This window comes from Streptomyces pratensis (assembly GCF_037137275.1).
GTDB lineage: Bacteria > Actinomycetota > Actinomycetes > Streptomycetales > Streptomycetaceae > Streptomyces > Streptomyces pratensis_B.
This window is the reverse complement of sequence record NZ_JBBBEN010000098.1, coordinates 119,567-132,722: the sequence shown is the minus strand read 5'-3', so window position 1 is coordinate 132,722 and position 13,156 is coordinate 119,567. Positions and strand designations below refer to the sequence as shown.

The window sequence follows — 13,156 nt, the reverse complement described above, 5'->3', positions numbered from 1 at the left end:
CCCACCGGACCCTCACGGATAGTGCGCGCGATGAACGAGGTAGTCGGCCTGCTGCGCCGGCAACGCATGGCGGTTCTGCTCGGTTTCCTGCTCTGGTTCGGTTCCCTGGCGGTCGGCGCCGTGCTCGGGCACGGCCGGGCGGACGGCCTCGAAGTGAGACCGGCCCAGGCGGGGGCGAGCCTGTGGTGGTCGGTGTTCAGCGCCAACGCGGGGGTGGCTCTCCTGGCCTTCGGCGGACTGCTCACGATGGGTGTGGTCACCGTGCTGTTCAGCCTGGTCTCCGGCACCCTGACCGGCCTCGGCCTGGGCAAGGCGCTCGCCGTCGCCGGCCCGGCCACGATGGCCCTGCGCGTCCTGCCGCACGCCCTCCTCGAACTCCCGGCGATCGCGCTGGCCGTGGCCGCCGGCCTCGTCCCGCTCGTCGCGGCCGTACGGCGCCTCGTGGGGAGCAGCCGCCCGCGGCCGCTGGTACGGGACCTGCTCGTGGACTCCGTCGGGCTCCTCGGCGTCGCGCTGACGCTGATCTTCCTCGCGGCAACGATCGAAACGTGGGTGAGTACCCTGTGAGCACCTTGGCGCCACAAGCGCCGATCGCGACCCCGGCCGAGGCCGGCGACCGCACCGCCCGACGGGTCCAGGTCCTGTCCCTGCTCTCCGTCGTACCGCTTCTCGCGGTCTTCCTCTTCCAGCACCGGGCCGTCTTCCGCGCCGAACTGCTCCAGGCGCTGCCCGACGCCACCGGGCAGGAGACCGCGCTCGGCGTGTGGTCCGCCCTGGCCGCGGGCGTCTTCTTCAACCTGCTCGTCTACACCGCCATGGTGTTCGGCCTCGGCGCGCTCGCCGCCACGGCCTGCCGCGCGGCGGGCGCCACCGCCGGGTTCCGGCCGCTGCGGCAGACGCTGGGGGCGGTGCTGGCCGCTTACTTCGTGCTGCGGACCACGGTGTTCGTCCTGCTCTCCTGCACGGGGCTCGCCGGCCGGGAACTGCTCTCCTGGCTGCCCCGGCCCGACCCCGGCCTCCTGGCCCTCGCCGTGCTCACGACGCTGGTCCTGCGCCGCCGGGCACCGGAGCTCGGACCGGTCCGCACCGCCCTGTGCGCTCTGGCCCCCGCGCTGCTCCTCGGCCTGCTCCAGGCGGTGCTGTGATGCCGGGCGCGACACGGGCGGCCGGGCGGCGTTGGCCGCTCCCGGTGTTCGCCCTGCTGACGACGGCGGCCGCCTGGACCAGGGCCGGCGTCTACGCCGCCACCCGCGAGGACGTCGTCGAGGCCGTCGCCGGGGCTTCGCGGGTGACGGAGGAGAGCCGTGACGCCGTCCTGCGGATTCAGGACGGACTCCAGTACGTCTGGGTCGGCTTCCCCGTGCTCCTGACGCTGCTCGCGTTCGTCGCCGCCCTGGTGAAGGTGGGGCAGCTGGCCCTCATCGGGATCAGCGGCGTCGTCGGCACCCTCCTCGCCGTGGCGGGGATGATGCTGCCCTCGACCGGCGTCCTGGTGTTCCTGGCCGGGGCCTTCCTGGCGGGGGTGTGCGCCACCGTCGCGGCGGCCGTCCTGCCGGGACGTGCGCCGTGACCGTGCCGGCCCCCCGCAACACCCTGCTCCGCGGCGCCCTGGCCTTGGCCGTCGCCGACCGCCGACGCTCGCTGAACCTGTTGCAGGGCCGGGCCGCCCCCCGCTGGGCCGTCACGGCAGCCGCCTGCTGGTACGCGGTGGGCGCGCTGGCGACGGTTGCCGCGGCGGCCGGGGCGGGGCTCCTGGCCGCGCGCCTGCTCCCTGCTCCGGACGCGGCGGACGCCGTCGCCGCGCGGGGCTGGCTGCCCGCCCTCCTCGTCGTCGCGGGCTCCGCACTGGCGGCCGGCCCGGCCCAGGTCAGGCGGGTGGTCCACCCGTCCGACTTCTCGGCGCTGCGGAGCCTCGGCGTGACACCGGGCCAACTCGTGCTGGTGCGTCTCGTCGCCCCCGCCCTGGTGCAGGCGGCGGCGCTGGGGAGCGCGGCCACCGCGTTCCTGGTCTGCTGGCTCGACGGCGCCGCCGCGGCCCTGGCCACCACGGCGACCTGGAGCGTCGTCGTGGTCGGCGCGGCCCTCCAACTGTCCCTGGCAGGCGTGTTCGCCCAGGCCCCGGCCCGCGCCACCCGGTTGCGGACCCCGGCGCTCGCCCTGTGCGCCGGGGTCGCGCTCGGGGTTCCCGCCGCGTCGGTGACCACCGCGCTCGGCGCGCGGGGCCCGCTGTTCACCACGGTCCCGCGGATCGCCGGCGAGACGCTCGCCGAGCTGCGTCCCGGCTGGTGGGACGCGCTCCTCTCCCGGGGCCCTGGGCCGCTTGCCGCCGTGTCCTGCGCCCTGGCGGCGGTGCTCGCCGCCTGCGCCTGGTCGAGCCTGCGCACGGCGTGCCGGGTGAGGGTCCTGCGCACCGCGGAACCGGCGGCCGACCCGCGCGTCCGGCTCCGCGACGGCCGGTTCCTGCGGCTCGGGCAGCGGGGCGGAATCCTCCGGCTGGTCCTGGCCAAGGAGGCGCGGGCGGTGCTGCGCGGGACGTCGGTGGCGACGGCGGGGCTGCGCCGCACGACCGTCGGCGGGACGCTGCTGCTCGGCGTCGGGATCGGCCACGCCCTGGCCGGCGGGCGGGGCCTGGCCGGGGTCGAGCTCGCCGTCGCCGCCGGTGTGCTGGTGGGGATCGTCGTCCTCACCGCCGACGAAGCCGTCCAGGTGTGCGGCCTCGAAGCGGAACGGGGCTGCATGGACCTGCTGCGGCAGTCGCCCGTCCCCTTCCGCGCGCTGTTCGCCGGGAAGGCGGCCGCCTTCGCCCTGACGGTCCTGACGCTGTCGTCCCCGGCCGTGGCCGGCTGGCTGCTCCTGGTGGGCCGCAGCCCGCTGCCGCTGCTCGTCACCGGGCTCGCCGCCGCCTCGGTGGCCGCCGTCGCCGCGTGCGCGGCCGCGCTCGTCCTGCCGCCCGCGGAGAGCGCGGGGCAGAGCCGCGTCACGCGTTCTCCGGCCGCGGACGTGATCCAGTCCGTGCTGACGGGACTGCTGATGCTCCCGACAGTCCTGAGCCTGCCCCTGCTCGCACCGGGGCCCCTGGCCGTCCTGCCGGCGGGTCTCACGCTGGCCGTCGTCGCGACCGGCGTCGGCCTGCTGGCCGCGAGAACGCCGCCGCGCCGCGCCCGTCCGGGCGCCGGCGCGCCTTTGAGAGGTGACCTCCCGTGATACGCGCGGAAGAACTGACCGTACGGTTCGGCGAGACGACCGTGCTCGACCGGGTCACCCTGCGGGTGGCCGAAGGGGAGGCCGTACTCCTCGCCGGACCCAACGGGGCGGGCAAGTCCACGCTGCTGCGCGTCATCGCCGGGCTGACGCCTGCGGCGGCCGGGACCTGCCGGGTGGCGGGCGAGCCGCCCGACTCCGCCGCGGCCGGGGCGCTGCGGGGCTTCGTCCAGGACGAGCCCCCGCTGTACGAGTACCTCACCGTGCGCGAGCACCTCGCCTTCGCCGCCCGGCTGTGGGGCGTGTCCGCGGCGGACGCGCCGCGGGGACTCGAACGGTTCGGGGCGGCGGGCTGGGCGGACACCCTGATCCGGGACCTGTCCCTCGGCACCCGGAAGAAGGTGGGGCTGGTCGCGGCGCTGCTGCACCGCCCCCGGCTCGTCCTGCTCGACGAGCCGTTCAACGGCCTGGACGCCGCGTCCTGCACCGAACTCGTCGCGCTCCTGGGAGAGGTGCGGAGCGAGGGGCGCACCGTCCTGCTGACCAGCCACGAGCCGCAGCGCCTCGAACCGCTGCTCGACCGGACCATCACGCTGGGGCCTCCCGCCGGCCCGCCCACCGGTGGGGCGGCGCCCCTCGTAGCGCCCCACGAGCCGGGTGACGAACGCCCCCAGGAGGACACATGATCGAGGTCAGGGGCCTCACCAAGAGGTACGGGAGCCGCACGGCGGTCGACGGGCTCAGCTTCGACGTGCGCCCCGGCCGGGTGACCGGCTTCCTCGGACCCAACGGCGCGGGGAAGTCCACCACGCTGCGCATGGTGCTCGACCTGGACCGGCCGACCGCGGGCAGCGCGCACATCGGCGGCCGCCGCTACCGCGAACTCGCCTGCCCGCTGAGGGAGGTGGGCGCCCTGCTCGACGCGGGCGCCGCCCACGGCGGGCGCACCGCCCGGGGCCATCTGCTGATCCTCGCGGAGAGCAACCGCATCGGCGCGAAGCGCGTCGACGAGGTGCTGGCCCGGGTGGGCCTGGAGCCGGCTGCGCGGACGCGCATCAAGGGCTTCTCGCTCGGTATGCGGCAACGGCTGGGCATCGCCGCGGCGTTGCTCGGCGACCCGCCGGTCCTGCTGTTCGACGAACCGGTCAACGGCCTCGACCCGGAAGGCATCCGGTGGATACGCGACCTGATGCGCTCCCTCGCCGCGGAGGGGCGCACGGTCCTCGTCTCCAGCCACCTCATGTCCGAGATGGCCGTCACCGCCGACCATCTGATCGTCATCGGACAGGGGCGGCTGCTCGCGGACACCGGCATGAGCGACTTCATCACGACGAACGCGCGGACGACCGTCCTGGTGCGCTCTCCCCGCCCGGGCGAGCTGGCCTGCGTCCTGGACCGCGCGCACATCGCGTCCGACCCGCAGGACGACGGCTCGCTCCTGGTGGCGGGCGTGGGCGCGGACGCCGCACGGATCGGCGACCTGGCTGCGGAGGCGGGACTGCCCGTACACGAACTCACCGTGCTGCGGGCCTCGCTGGAGGACGCGTACCTGGCCATGACAGCCGGCGCCACGGAGTTCGCCGCATCGAAGAGGGAGGGCTGAACCATGGCCACGACGGCTGCTTTCCCCGCCGCGCTGCGGGCCGAGTTCATCAAACTGCGGACGCTGCGCTCCACCGCCTGGACCCTGGCCGCGGCCCTGACGGTCACCACGGGCGTCGGGGTGATGCTGTCCCTGCTCAACCGCTACGCGAGCGCCCCGGACGGCGGGGAGCCGCTGGTCGACGACCCGGTGTTCGTCAGTTTCTCCGGGATGACCCTGGGGCAGCTGGCGATGATCCTGTTCGGGACGCTCGCCGTGACCGGCGAGTACACCAGCGGAATGGTGCGCACCTCCCTCCAGGCGGTACCGGACCGCGCCCTGTTCCTCGCCGCCAAGACGACGGCGGTCGGCGTCACCGCGCTGGCGGCGGGGCTGCTGACGGCGGGGGCGGCCTTCTTCGCCGGCCAGGCCGCGCTGGGGCCCTACGGCACCTCGCTCGGTGAGCCCGGCGTGGCGCGGGCGGTGCTCGGCGCCTGCGTCTACCAGGCGCTCCTCGCGATGTTCGCGGTGGGCGCGGCCATGGCGCTGCGCACTGCCCTGCTGTCGGTCGGGGTGCTGTTCCCGTTCTTCTTCCTGATCTCGCCGACGCTGTCCCTGATCCCGGCGACCCGGGACGTCGCTCCGTATCTGCCCGACGCGGCGGGCATGCTGATCATGCAGGTGGAGTCGGCGCCCGGCCCCCTCGGGCCGTGGAGCGGGTCGGCGGTCATGGTGCTGTGGGTGGCCGCGGCCCTGGCTGCGGGCTGCCTCGTGCTGCGGGGCCGGGACGCCTGAAGCCGTGGGCCGCGCAGGCGCCGGAAGGAGGTGGCGCCGGGCGCTGCCGGTTCTCCGCGGGGGCGGCGGGGTGCGCACCGGGCGGGGGGAGACGTGGCTCCGGGGCGTCGCGGGACCGCAAGGTCCCGTGACGCCCCGGAGGCGTACAGGAGGGGGTGGCCCGGCCCCGTCAGGAGCGGCCGTCGGGGCCGGGGAGGCCCCCGTCGCCCGCTTCCGCCTCGTCCTGCTTGGCCTGGACGTCGGGGTCGAGGCCCGCCCGTTCGGCGGCGTCGACCGAGCCCAGTGGGGAGCGCTCGTCGCCCACCTCCGTGGGGGCGGGCGGCTCCACCAGCCAGTCCGGGTTGGCCTGCTTGTCCCACCACCGCCAGGCGGCGTAGGCGCCGCCCGCCAGGGCGCCCAGGACCAGGAGTCCCCGGGCGGCGCGGCCGCGCCGCGCCCGCCGCTCGTGCTTCCTGGCGAGCTTCTGGATCTCCTCGGCCGTGACCTGGGTACGCAGTGCGGCGAGGGCCGCCGCACTGCGGGCGGAGGCCTGCTCGGCCATCGGCTGGGCCATGGCGCGGGCGTACTCGACGTGCGGCGCCGTGTGGAGGGCCGCGCTCCGGGCGGCCTTCCTGGTGGAGGCCGCCGCGCGCTGTGCGGCTTCGTCGATCTTCGGCGGCACATGGGTCCTGGCCTGTTCGAGGCGCGGTGCGAGATGGGACGCGTACTGGACACGGGCCTGCTGGGCCGCTTTCGTCACCTTGGGCGCGAGCCGTGCACGGGCCTCGTACGCGTAGAGGGCCGCCTGTTCCTTGGCCGTGTCGGCATAGGGCGCCACCACGTCCGCGGCGTGCTGCGCGCTGTCCTTCGCCGAGTCGGTTGCGGCGCGCACGCTGTCGATGCGGGTCACGAGATCCTCCTCCTTGGTGGCGGGTAGGTACTCCGCCTGTCCGCCCAGTTCGAAATCATGCCTGTGACGGCCGTGACCGGCATGCGGGACGGGCATCCGGGTCACGATCGCCATTCGCGGTCATAACGGTCATGCGCAGTGTGCCGCCGACAATGCCACGGTTCGGTGCTGAACGCGCCGTTTCCCCGGTCATCCGGCCGTGCGTTTCCCGGGCCGTGGGAGGATCGGCGGACGTCAGCGAAGAATTACGGAAGGCAGACCGTGGCCGAGCAGCTTTACGCCACCTTGAAGACCAGCCAGGGCGACATCGACATCCGTCTCCTGCCGAACCACGCTCCCAAGACCGTCAGGAACTTCGTGGAGCTGGCGACCGGGCAGCGCGAGTGGGTCAACCCGGAGACCGGCGAGAAGACGACGGACCGGCTCTACGACGGCACCGTCTTCCACCGGGTCATCGGCGGTTTCATGATCCAGGGCGGCGACCCGCTGGGCAACGGCACCGGCGGCCCCGGCTACGAGTTCGCCGACGAGTTCCACCCGGAGCTGGCGTTCACCCAGCCGTATCTGCTGGCCATGGCCAACGCGGGTCCCGGCACGAACGGCTCGCAGTTCTTCCTGACCGTGTCGCCCACCGCCTGGCTGACCGGCAAGCACACCATTTTCGGCGAGGTGGCCGACGACGCGGGCCGGAAGGTCGTCGACGCCATCGCGGCCACGGCGACCAACCCGCGTACCGACCGTCCCCTCCAGGACGTGGTGATCGAGTCGGTGGTCGTCGAGACCCGCTGACGTCTCCGGCGGGCCGCCGGTGTCCGGCGCCGGGAACCAAGCGCCCCGCCCGACCGTACTGACTGACGACGGACCAGTGGGGCGGTGGCGTCCGCGCCACTGCACGCACGAGGACCGAGAGGCAGGCCAGGACCGATGGACCAGCAGCCGCCCGCAGACCGCGGTGGTTCGGCGAGCGAGGGGCCGGCGCCGACCTGCTACCGGCACCCGGACCGGGAGACCGGGATCAGCTGCACGCGCTGCGGGCGGCCGATCTGCCCCGCGTGCATGGTCAGCGCGTCGGTCGGCTTCCAGTGCCCCGACTGCGTACGCCAGGGCTCGGGCACCGGGCACTCTCCGGCGGCGAGCCGGCCGCGCACGCTCGCGGGCGGCTCGGTGGCCGCCGATCCGCGGCTCGTCACCAAGATCCTGCTCGGCATCAACCTGGCGGTCTTCGTCGCGGTCGCCGCGGCCTCCTCCGCCGGGTCCCCCGTGCTCGGCGACCTGATCCTGCTCGGCCGGGCCTGGGACCCCGTCCCGCCGCCGGGGTCGGTCGAAGGCGTCGCAGAGGGGCAGTGGTACCGCCTGGTGACGTCGATGTTCCTGCACCAGGAGGTGTGGCACATCGGGTTCAACATGCTGGGGCTGTGGTGGCTGGGCGGGCCCTTGGAGGCCGCGCTCGGCCGGGCCCGCTATCTCGCGCTCTACCTGCTGTCCGGCCTCGCGGGCAGCGCCCTGACGTATCTGATCGCCGCGCCCAACCAGGGGTCGCTCGGAGCCTCCGGGGCGATCTTCGGCCTGCTCGGCGCGACCGCGGTCCTGATGCGCCGGATGAACTACGACATGCGCCCGGTGCTCGTGCTCCTCGCGTTGAACCTGCTCTTCACCTTCACCTGGGGCGGCATCGCCTGGGAGGCGCACGTCGGCGGTCTGGTCGCGGGCGTCGTCATCGCCGTCGGCATGGTCCACGCCCCGCGCGAGCGCCGTACGGCCGTGCAGGCCGGCACCTGCGCGCTCGTCCTGCTGGCGACCGCCGGGATCATCGTCGCGCGGACGATGGCCCTCACCTGAGGCCCGTACGTCCCGGTCGGCTTCCCGGTCGGATTCCCGCCCCGGCTCCCCGGCCGGCCGCTTCCCGGCCGGTCGCGGAGAAGATCCCCGTCCACCGGGGCCCGCGGGGCTCGTCCGAGGGAGAAGGGGCTCTTCGTGAGGGGCTCTTGCCCCCAGGCGGAGCCCAGTTGTCCACAGTGTCCGCAGAATCTTGTGCATGGCAAGGGGAACATGCGTGCCCCTCGTCGTTGAACAGGGGTTTTCCCGCCGGGACAACAGGGTGCGGCCCCTCTCGGCAAGGGAGGTCGCCGTCATATCGGCGTCAACCTGGAGGCAGGTTATCCACAGATCGTCTGACCTTTTCCCCCGCCTGTGGATAACGCTGTGGGTAACTCAGGGCAGGGCTTGCGCGGAGGTGGGCCCAGCGGGTATCAGCGCGCTAGCCGACGCCACTGCCACGGTGACGAGCGAGCCGAAGAGCCCACGCCTGTGGAGCGGACCGCGGTGACGCGGACCGCCTGCCGTGCGCCCGACGACGGACTACGAGGACCGGGCCGGTGGGACTACTTCCACTGGGTCGACACGGCGAAGCCGCCGGCGATGAAGCCGAAGCCGACCACGATGTTCCAGTTGCCGAGGGAGTCGACCGGAAGGTCGCCCTCGGTCACGTAGAACACCACGATCCAGGCCAGCCCGAGAAGGAACAGGGCCAGCATGACCGGAGCGACCCAACTGCGGTTGGTCAGCCTGATGGCCGTTGCCTGCCTCGTCGAAGGCGGGGTGAAGTCGGCCTTCTTGCGGATACGTGACTTCGGCACGAGGGACTCTCCTGTCGATGCGCTGCGTGACCGCGCAGGGTATCTGTGGCGGGCGCCGGGGCGGAATGCCAGGGGGATGCTGCCTCCCCCGAGCGTCCGTTAGCGTAGTGCTTCCCTGGCGCCTGATGAGATAAGGGTACGTTGAGCAATTCTGCCGACCCTCCCGAAGGCCCGGCCCGGCACACCTCCGCGTGGGCTGCCCGGGGGCTCACCGCTGCGGTTTTCGCCCTGGCCGGACTGATCTTCGTCACCAGCGCCAACGCCGCCAAGGGCACCGACCTGCGCAGTGACTCCTCCCTGCTCAAGCTCTCGGACCTGATCAGGGAGCGCAGCGAGAAGAACGCCGCGCTGAACGAGTCCACCGCCGCCGTGCGCGCCGACATCGAGGCGCTCGCCCAGCGCGACGACGGCTCCACCGAGGCCGAGGACGCCCAGCTGAAGGCCCTGGAGAAGTCGGCCGGCACCACGGAGATCACCGGCGGGGCCGTGAGCGTGACCCTCGACGACGCGCCGCCCGACGCCACCGCCAACCCCGGCTACCCCGAGCCCCAGCCCAACGACCTGGTCATCCACCAGCAGGACCTCCAAGCCGTGGTCAACGCCCTGTGGCAGGGCGGGGCGCGCGGCATCCAGGTGATGGACCAGCGGCTGATCTCCACCAGCGCGGTCCGGTGCGTCGGCAACACCCTGATCCTCCAGGGCCGCGTCTACTCCCCGCCGTACAAGGTCACCGCGGTCGGCGACCCGGGCGAGCTCAGGCGGGCGCTCGACGACTCCACCGCGATCCAGAACTACCAGCTGTACGTGAAGGCGTACGGGCTGGGCTGGAAGGTCCAGGAGGACGACGCGGTGACGCTTCCCGGCTACTCGGGAGCGGTGGACCTCCACTACGCCCAGCCCGTGGAGTGAGAGCGGACCGGCCTGCGGAGGAGGCCGCCCGGGGCGGCGGCCCCCGGCCGGTCCCCCGGCCGCGCGCGGAGGCCACGCCACCGGCGGCCGACGGCGGGCCGCCTGCTTTCCCCGGCTGACCCCCCGGGCCGCCCCCGGCCCTCTAGTCTGGTACGCGTACCGAATGGAGGGGTCAGCATGTACGGCTGGATCTGGCGTCATCTGCCGGGCAACGCATGGGTGCGGAGCGTCATCGCGCTCGTGCTGCTTCTGGCGGTCGTCTACGCGCTGTTCCAGTACGTGTTCCCGTGGGCGGAGCCGCTGCTCCCGTTCGGTGATGTGACCGTCGACGGCGACAACGCCGGTGGAGCAGGAGCCGGCCAGTGAGCGCACGCATTCTCGTCGTGGACAACTACGACAGCTTCGTCTTCAACCTCGTCCAGTACCTCTACCAGCTCGGCGCCGAGTGCGAGGTGCTGCGCAACGACGAGGTGACCCCCGCCCACGCCGGGGACGGCTTCGACGGCGTGCTGCTCTCGCCCGGCCCCGGCACGCCCGAGCAGGCCGGTGTCTGCGTCGAGATGGTGCGCCACTGCGCGGACACCGGCGTTCCGGTCTTCGGCGTCTGTCTGGGGATGCAGTCGATGGTGGTGGCGTACGGCGGTGTCGTCGACCGGGCCCCCGAGCTGCTGCACGGCAAGACCTCGCCGGTGGGGCACACGGGGCAGGGCGTCTTCACCGGGCTGCCGTCCCCCTTCACCGCGACGCGCTACCACTCGCTCGCCGCCGAACCCGGCGCGCTGCCCGCGGAGCTGGAGGTCACCGCCCGCACGGCGGACGGCATCATCATGGGCCTGCGCCACCGCGACCGGACGGTGGAGGGCGTGCAGTTCCACCCCGAGTCGGTGTTGACGGAGCACGGCCACCTGATGCTCGCCAACTGGCTGGAGCAGTGCGGGGACCAGGGGGCCGTCGCGCGGTCGGCGGGGCTCGCGCCGGTGGTGGGCAAGGCCGCCGCGTGACCGCAGGCCGTCGTCCGGAGGACGCCGGAGAGGGCGTCCCGTACGCGCGGCAGGCGTACGGGGCCGACGGCGCGTTCCTGGCGGCGGTGGACGGCCTCGCGGACCCGCTGAACGATCCGCTGCCGGGCCGGGACGCCTCACCGTGGACCCCCGCGGGGGCTGTCCCGGACGCCCCGCCCCCCGGCACGCCCGGTCTCCTCGGCCCCGCGGGCTTCCCCGGACCCGCCGCGCAGGCTCACGGCGGTCCGGGCCCCGGTCCCGCGGACGCCGCGCCGTGGCAGGGCCCGGTGCGCGACGGCCGGCAGCGGGGCGGTCAGGGGCTCCAGCAGCCCCTGGAGGGCCCGAGCGAGTGGTATGCCCCCGAGGGCTACCGCCGGGACTGGTACGGGCCCCAGCAGCCGTCTGAGCCCGTCCCGCCCCCGGACCTCCAGGACGACCCCCGTACAGAGGTCCTCGCCCCCGTCCCCGCCGAGCCCCGTACGGAGATCCTCCGCCCGGTCGGCGGGGAGGCCGGCGCCGGACGCCCGGCGTACGAGGACGCCCGCAAGGCCCGGCCCGAGCCCCCCGGGCACACCGGGCCGCCGCCCCCCGGCGGCAGGGCCGAGCGGCGCAGGGCGGCCAAGGGGCGCGGCCGCCGCCGTACGGGACCGGCCGCCGCCGCGCCCGCCGCCCCGATGTCCCGGGTGGAGGCGCGGCGCGCGGCGCGGGCGGCGAAGGACAGCCCGGCGGTGGTCGCCAGCCGGGTGGCCGGCGAGGTGTTCATCTCGCTCGGCGTGCTGATGCTGCTGTTCGTCGCCTATCAGCTCTGGTGGACCAACGTCCGGGCCGAGCAGATCGCCGGCAGGGAGACGAGCAGGATTCAGGACGGGTGGGCCGACGGCGAGCGCAGCCCCGGAGCGTTCGAGCCCGGCCAGGGGTTCGCGATCATGCACATCCCCAAGCTCGACGTCGTCGCCCCGATCGCCGAGGGCATCGACAAGGAGAAGGTCCTCGACCGGGGAATGATCGGCCACTACGGCGAGGGGAGCCTCAAGACGGCCATGCCCTCCGACGAGCAGGGCAACTTCTCCGTGGCCGGTCACCGCAACACCCACGGCGAGCCGTTCCGCTACATCAACAAGCTGAGCCCCGGGGACCCGATCGTGGTCGAGACGCAGGACGCGTACTACACCTACGAGATGGCCAGCATCCTCCCGCAGACCCCGCCGTCCAACATCGCGGTGATCGCCCCGGTGCCGGCCGGCTCGGGGTTCACGGAGCCCGGACGCTACATCACCCTGACGACCTGCACCCCGGAGTTCACCAGTACCTACCGGCTGATCGTCTGGGGCAAGATGGTCGACGAGCGGCCGCGCAGCGAGGGCAAGCCCGACGCGCTCGTCGGCTGAACATCCTCAGGACAGGGGCGGTGCGGTGGCAGCGAGGACCGAGCACGACGAGCGGACCGCCGTGTCCCCGCCCCCGCCGCGCCGGAGCGGACGCCACCCCGTCGCGACGGCCGTCAGCGTCTTCGGCGAGCTGCTGATCACCGCGGGCCTGGTGCTCGCGCTCTTCGTCGCCTACTCCCTGTGGTGGACGAACGTGCTCGCCGACCGCGAGGCCGACAAGCAGGGCGACACGGTCCGCAGCCGCTGGGCGGGGGGCCCGGGGGCCCTGGACACCAAGGACGGCATCGGCTTCCTGCACGTGCCCGCCATGGAGAACGGCGAGGTGCTCGTCAAGAAGGGCACCGACCCCGAGACCCTGAACAACGGCATCGCGGGCTACTACACGGACCCGGTCGCCTCGGCCCTCCCCTGGGACGACGAGGGCAACTTCACCCTGGCCGCGCACCGGGACGGCCACGGCGCCAAGTTCCACAACATCCACAAGCTGAGGAACGGCGACCCGCTCGTCTTCGAGACGAAGGACACCTGGTACGTCTACAAGGTCTACAAGACGCTCCCGGAGACCTCGAAGTTCAACGTCGACGTCATCCAGCCGGTCCCCGAGGAGTCGGGCGTCGAGGAGCCGGGGCGCTACATCACGCTCACGACGTGCACCCCGGTCTACACCTCGAAGTACCGGTACATCGTGTGGGGCGAGCTGGAGCGTACGGAGAAGGTCGACCAGGACCGCACCAGGCCCGCGGAGCTGCGCTGAC

The 13,156-nt window shown here is 73.7% G+C and carries 16 protein-coding genes; 14 read left to right on the top strand and 2 right to left on the bottom strand.

From position 1 onward, the window contains the following. The first annotated feature begins 30 nt into the window (after positions 1–30). The 7 genes from V9U70_RS24455 to V9U70_RS24425 are packed head-to-tail and all read left to right on the top strand — an operon-like array spanning position 31 to position 5,578. Positions 31–567, top strand: coding sequence for a stage II sporulation protein M (locus V9U70_RS24455; RefSeq protein ID WP_336678576.1), 537 nt, complete (start codon positions 31–33; stop codon positions 565–567). After that, positions 549–1,145, top strand: coding sequence for a hypothetical protein (locus tag V9U70_RS24450; RefSeq protein ID WP_336678574.1), 597 nt, complete (start codon positions 549–551; stop codon positions 1,143–1,145). Before V9U70_RS24455 ends, V9U70_RS24450 begins: the two co-directional genes overlap by 19 nt. Beyond that, positions 1,145–1,570 carry a hypothetical protein gene (locus V9U70_RS24445; RefSeq protein ID WP_336678573.1) on the top strand — a complete coding sequence of 142 codons (426 nt, stop codon included), beginning with the start codon at positions 1,145–1,147 and terminating at the stop codon, positions 1,568–1,570. Before V9U70_RS24450 ends, V9U70_RS24445 begins: the two co-directional genes overlap by 1 nt. Beyond that, the gene (locus V9U70_RS24440; protein ID WP_336678571.1) at positions 1,567–3,204 is read left to right on the top strand and encodes a hypothetical protein; all 1,638 of its coding nucleotides are present in this window, start codon (positions 1,567–1,569) and stop codon (positions 3,202–3,204) included. The genes V9U70_RS24445 and V9U70_RS24440 overlap by 4 nt, the downstream gene beginning before the upstream one ends. Next, the gene (locus V9U70_RS24435) at positions 3,201–3,887 is read left to right on the top strand and encodes an ABC transporter ATP-binding protein (protein WP_336678569.1); all 687 of its coding nucleotides are present in this window, start codon (positions 3,201–3,203) and stop codon (positions 3,885–3,887) included. The genes V9U70_RS24440 and V9U70_RS24435 overlap by 4 nt, the downstream gene beginning before the upstream one ends. Further along, complete coding sequence (locus tag V9U70_RS24430) at positions 3,884–4,804, top strand: ABC transporter ATP-binding protein (protein WP_336678567.1); 921 nt, start codon at positions 3,884–3,886, stop codon at positions 4,802–4,804. Before V9U70_RS24435 ends, V9U70_RS24430 begins: the two co-directional genes overlap by 4 nt. Before the next feature lie 3 nt (positions 4,805–4,807). After that, complete coding sequence (locus tag V9U70_RS24425) at positions 4,808–5,578, top strand: ABC transporter permease (protein ID WP_336678566.1); 771 nt, start codon at positions 4,808–4,810, stop codon at positions 5,576–5,578. Between the two features lie 169 nt (positions 5,579–5,747). On the opposite strand, the gene V9U70_RS24420 is transcribed toward V9U70_RS24425, so the two are convergent. Then, positions 5,748–6,467 carry a DUF5324 family protein gene (locus tag V9U70_RS24420; RefSeq protein ID WP_336678564.1) on the bottom strand — a complete coding sequence of 240 codons (720 nt, stop codon included), beginning with the start codon at positions 6,465–6,467 and terminating at the stop codon, positions 5,748–5,750. A 261-nt stretch (positions 6,468–6,728) separates the two neighbouring features. Here V9U70_RS24420 and V9U70_RS24415 point away from each other — a divergent pair, with 261 nt between their 5' ends. Together V9U70_RS24415 and V9U70_RS24410 are read left to right on the top strand one after the other, a co-directional pair. Next, entirely contained in the window at positions 6,729–7,256 is a 528-nt protein-coding gene (locus tag V9U70_RS24415) for a peptidylprolyl isomerase (RefSeq protein ID WP_336678562.1), read from the top strand. A 135-nt stretch (positions 7,257–7,391) separates the two neighbouring features. Then, on the top strand, positions 7,392–8,306 hold the full coding sequence (locus V9U70_RS24410) for a rhomboid family intramembrane serine protease (RefSeq protein ID WP_336678560.1): 915 nt from the start codon (positions 7,392–7,394) through the stop codon (positions 8,304–8,306). Between the two features lie 542 nt (positions 8,307–8,848). Here V9U70_RS24410 and crgA read toward each other — a convergent pair. After that, positions 8,849–9,103: a cell division protein CrgA gene (gene crgA / locus V9U70_RS24405; protein ID WP_336678558.1), complete on the bottom strand. Its 255-nt coding sequence runs from the start codon at positions 9,101–9,103 to the stop codon at positions 8,849–8,851. A gap of 141 nt (positions 9,104–9,244) precedes the next feature. Between crgA and V9U70_RS24400 the strand changes: the two genes are divergently transcribed. The 5 genes from V9U70_RS24400 (at position 9,245) to V9U70_RS24380 (ending at position 13,155) form a co-directional block, all read left to right on the top strand. Continuing rightward, positions 9,245–10,012: a DUF881 domain-containing protein gene (locus V9U70_RS24400; RefSeq protein ID WP_336678556.1), complete on the top strand. Its 768-nt coding sequence runs from the start codon at positions 9,245–9,247 to the stop codon at positions 10,010–10,012. A 177-nt stretch (positions 10,013–10,189) separates the two neighbouring features. After that, positions 10,190–10,378 (top strand): hypothetical protein, encoded by a 189-nt coding sequence (locus V9U70_RS24395; protein ID WP_336678555.1) that lies wholly within the window; start codon positions 10,190–10,192, stop codon positions 10,376–10,378. Further along, positions 10,375–11,013, top strand: a complete 639-nt coding sequence (locus tag V9U70_RS24390; RefSeq protein ID WP_336678554.1) for an aminodeoxychorismate/anthranilate synthase component II — start codon at positions 10,375–10,377, stop codon at positions 11,011–11,013. The genes V9U70_RS24395 and V9U70_RS24390 overlap by 4 nt, the downstream gene beginning before the upstream one ends. Next, complete coding sequence (locus V9U70_RS24385) at positions 11,010–12,401, top strand: class E sortase (RefSeq protein ID WP_336678552.1); 1,392 nt, start codon at positions 11,010–11,012, stop codon at positions 12,399–12,401. The genes V9U70_RS24390 and V9U70_RS24385 overlap by 4 nt, the downstream gene beginning before the upstream one ends. Positions 12,402–12,426: 25 nt before the next feature. Continuing rightward, positions 12,427–13,155, top strand: a complete 729-nt coding sequence (locus V9U70_RS24380; protein WP_336678551.1) for a class E sortase — start codon at positions 12,427–12,429, stop codon at positions 13,153–13,155. The last annotated feature ends 1 nt before the right edge of the window (position 13,156 follow it).

Excerpts from the sequence above, each read along its gene's own strand:
- V9U70_RS24395 (WP_336678555.1), top strand. The coding sequence starts at position 10,190 with ATGTACGGCTGGATCTGGCGTCATCTGCCGGGCAACGCATGGGTGCGG.
- V9U70_RS24425 (WP_336678566.1), top strand. The coding sequence starts at position 4,808 with ATGGCCACGACGGCTGCTTTCCCCGCCGCGCTGCGGGCCGAGTTCATC.
- V9U70_RS24445 (WP_336678573.1), top strand. The coding sequence starts at position 1,145 with ATGCCGGGCGCGACACGGGCGGCCGGGCGGCGTTGGCCGCTCCCGGTG.
- V9U70_RS24455 (WP_336678576.1), top strand. The coding sequence starts at position 31 with ATGAACGAGGTAGTCGGCCTGCTGCGCCGGCAACGCATGGCGGTTCTG.
- V9U70_RS24410 (WP_336678560.1), top strand. The coding sequence starts at position 7,392 with ATGGACCAGCAGCCGCCCGCAGACCGCGGTGGTTCGGCGAGCGAGGGG.
- V9U70_RS24430 (WP_336678567.1), top strand. The coding sequence starts at position 3,884 with ATGATCGAGGTCAGGGGCCTCACCAAGAGGTACGGGAGCCGCACGGCG.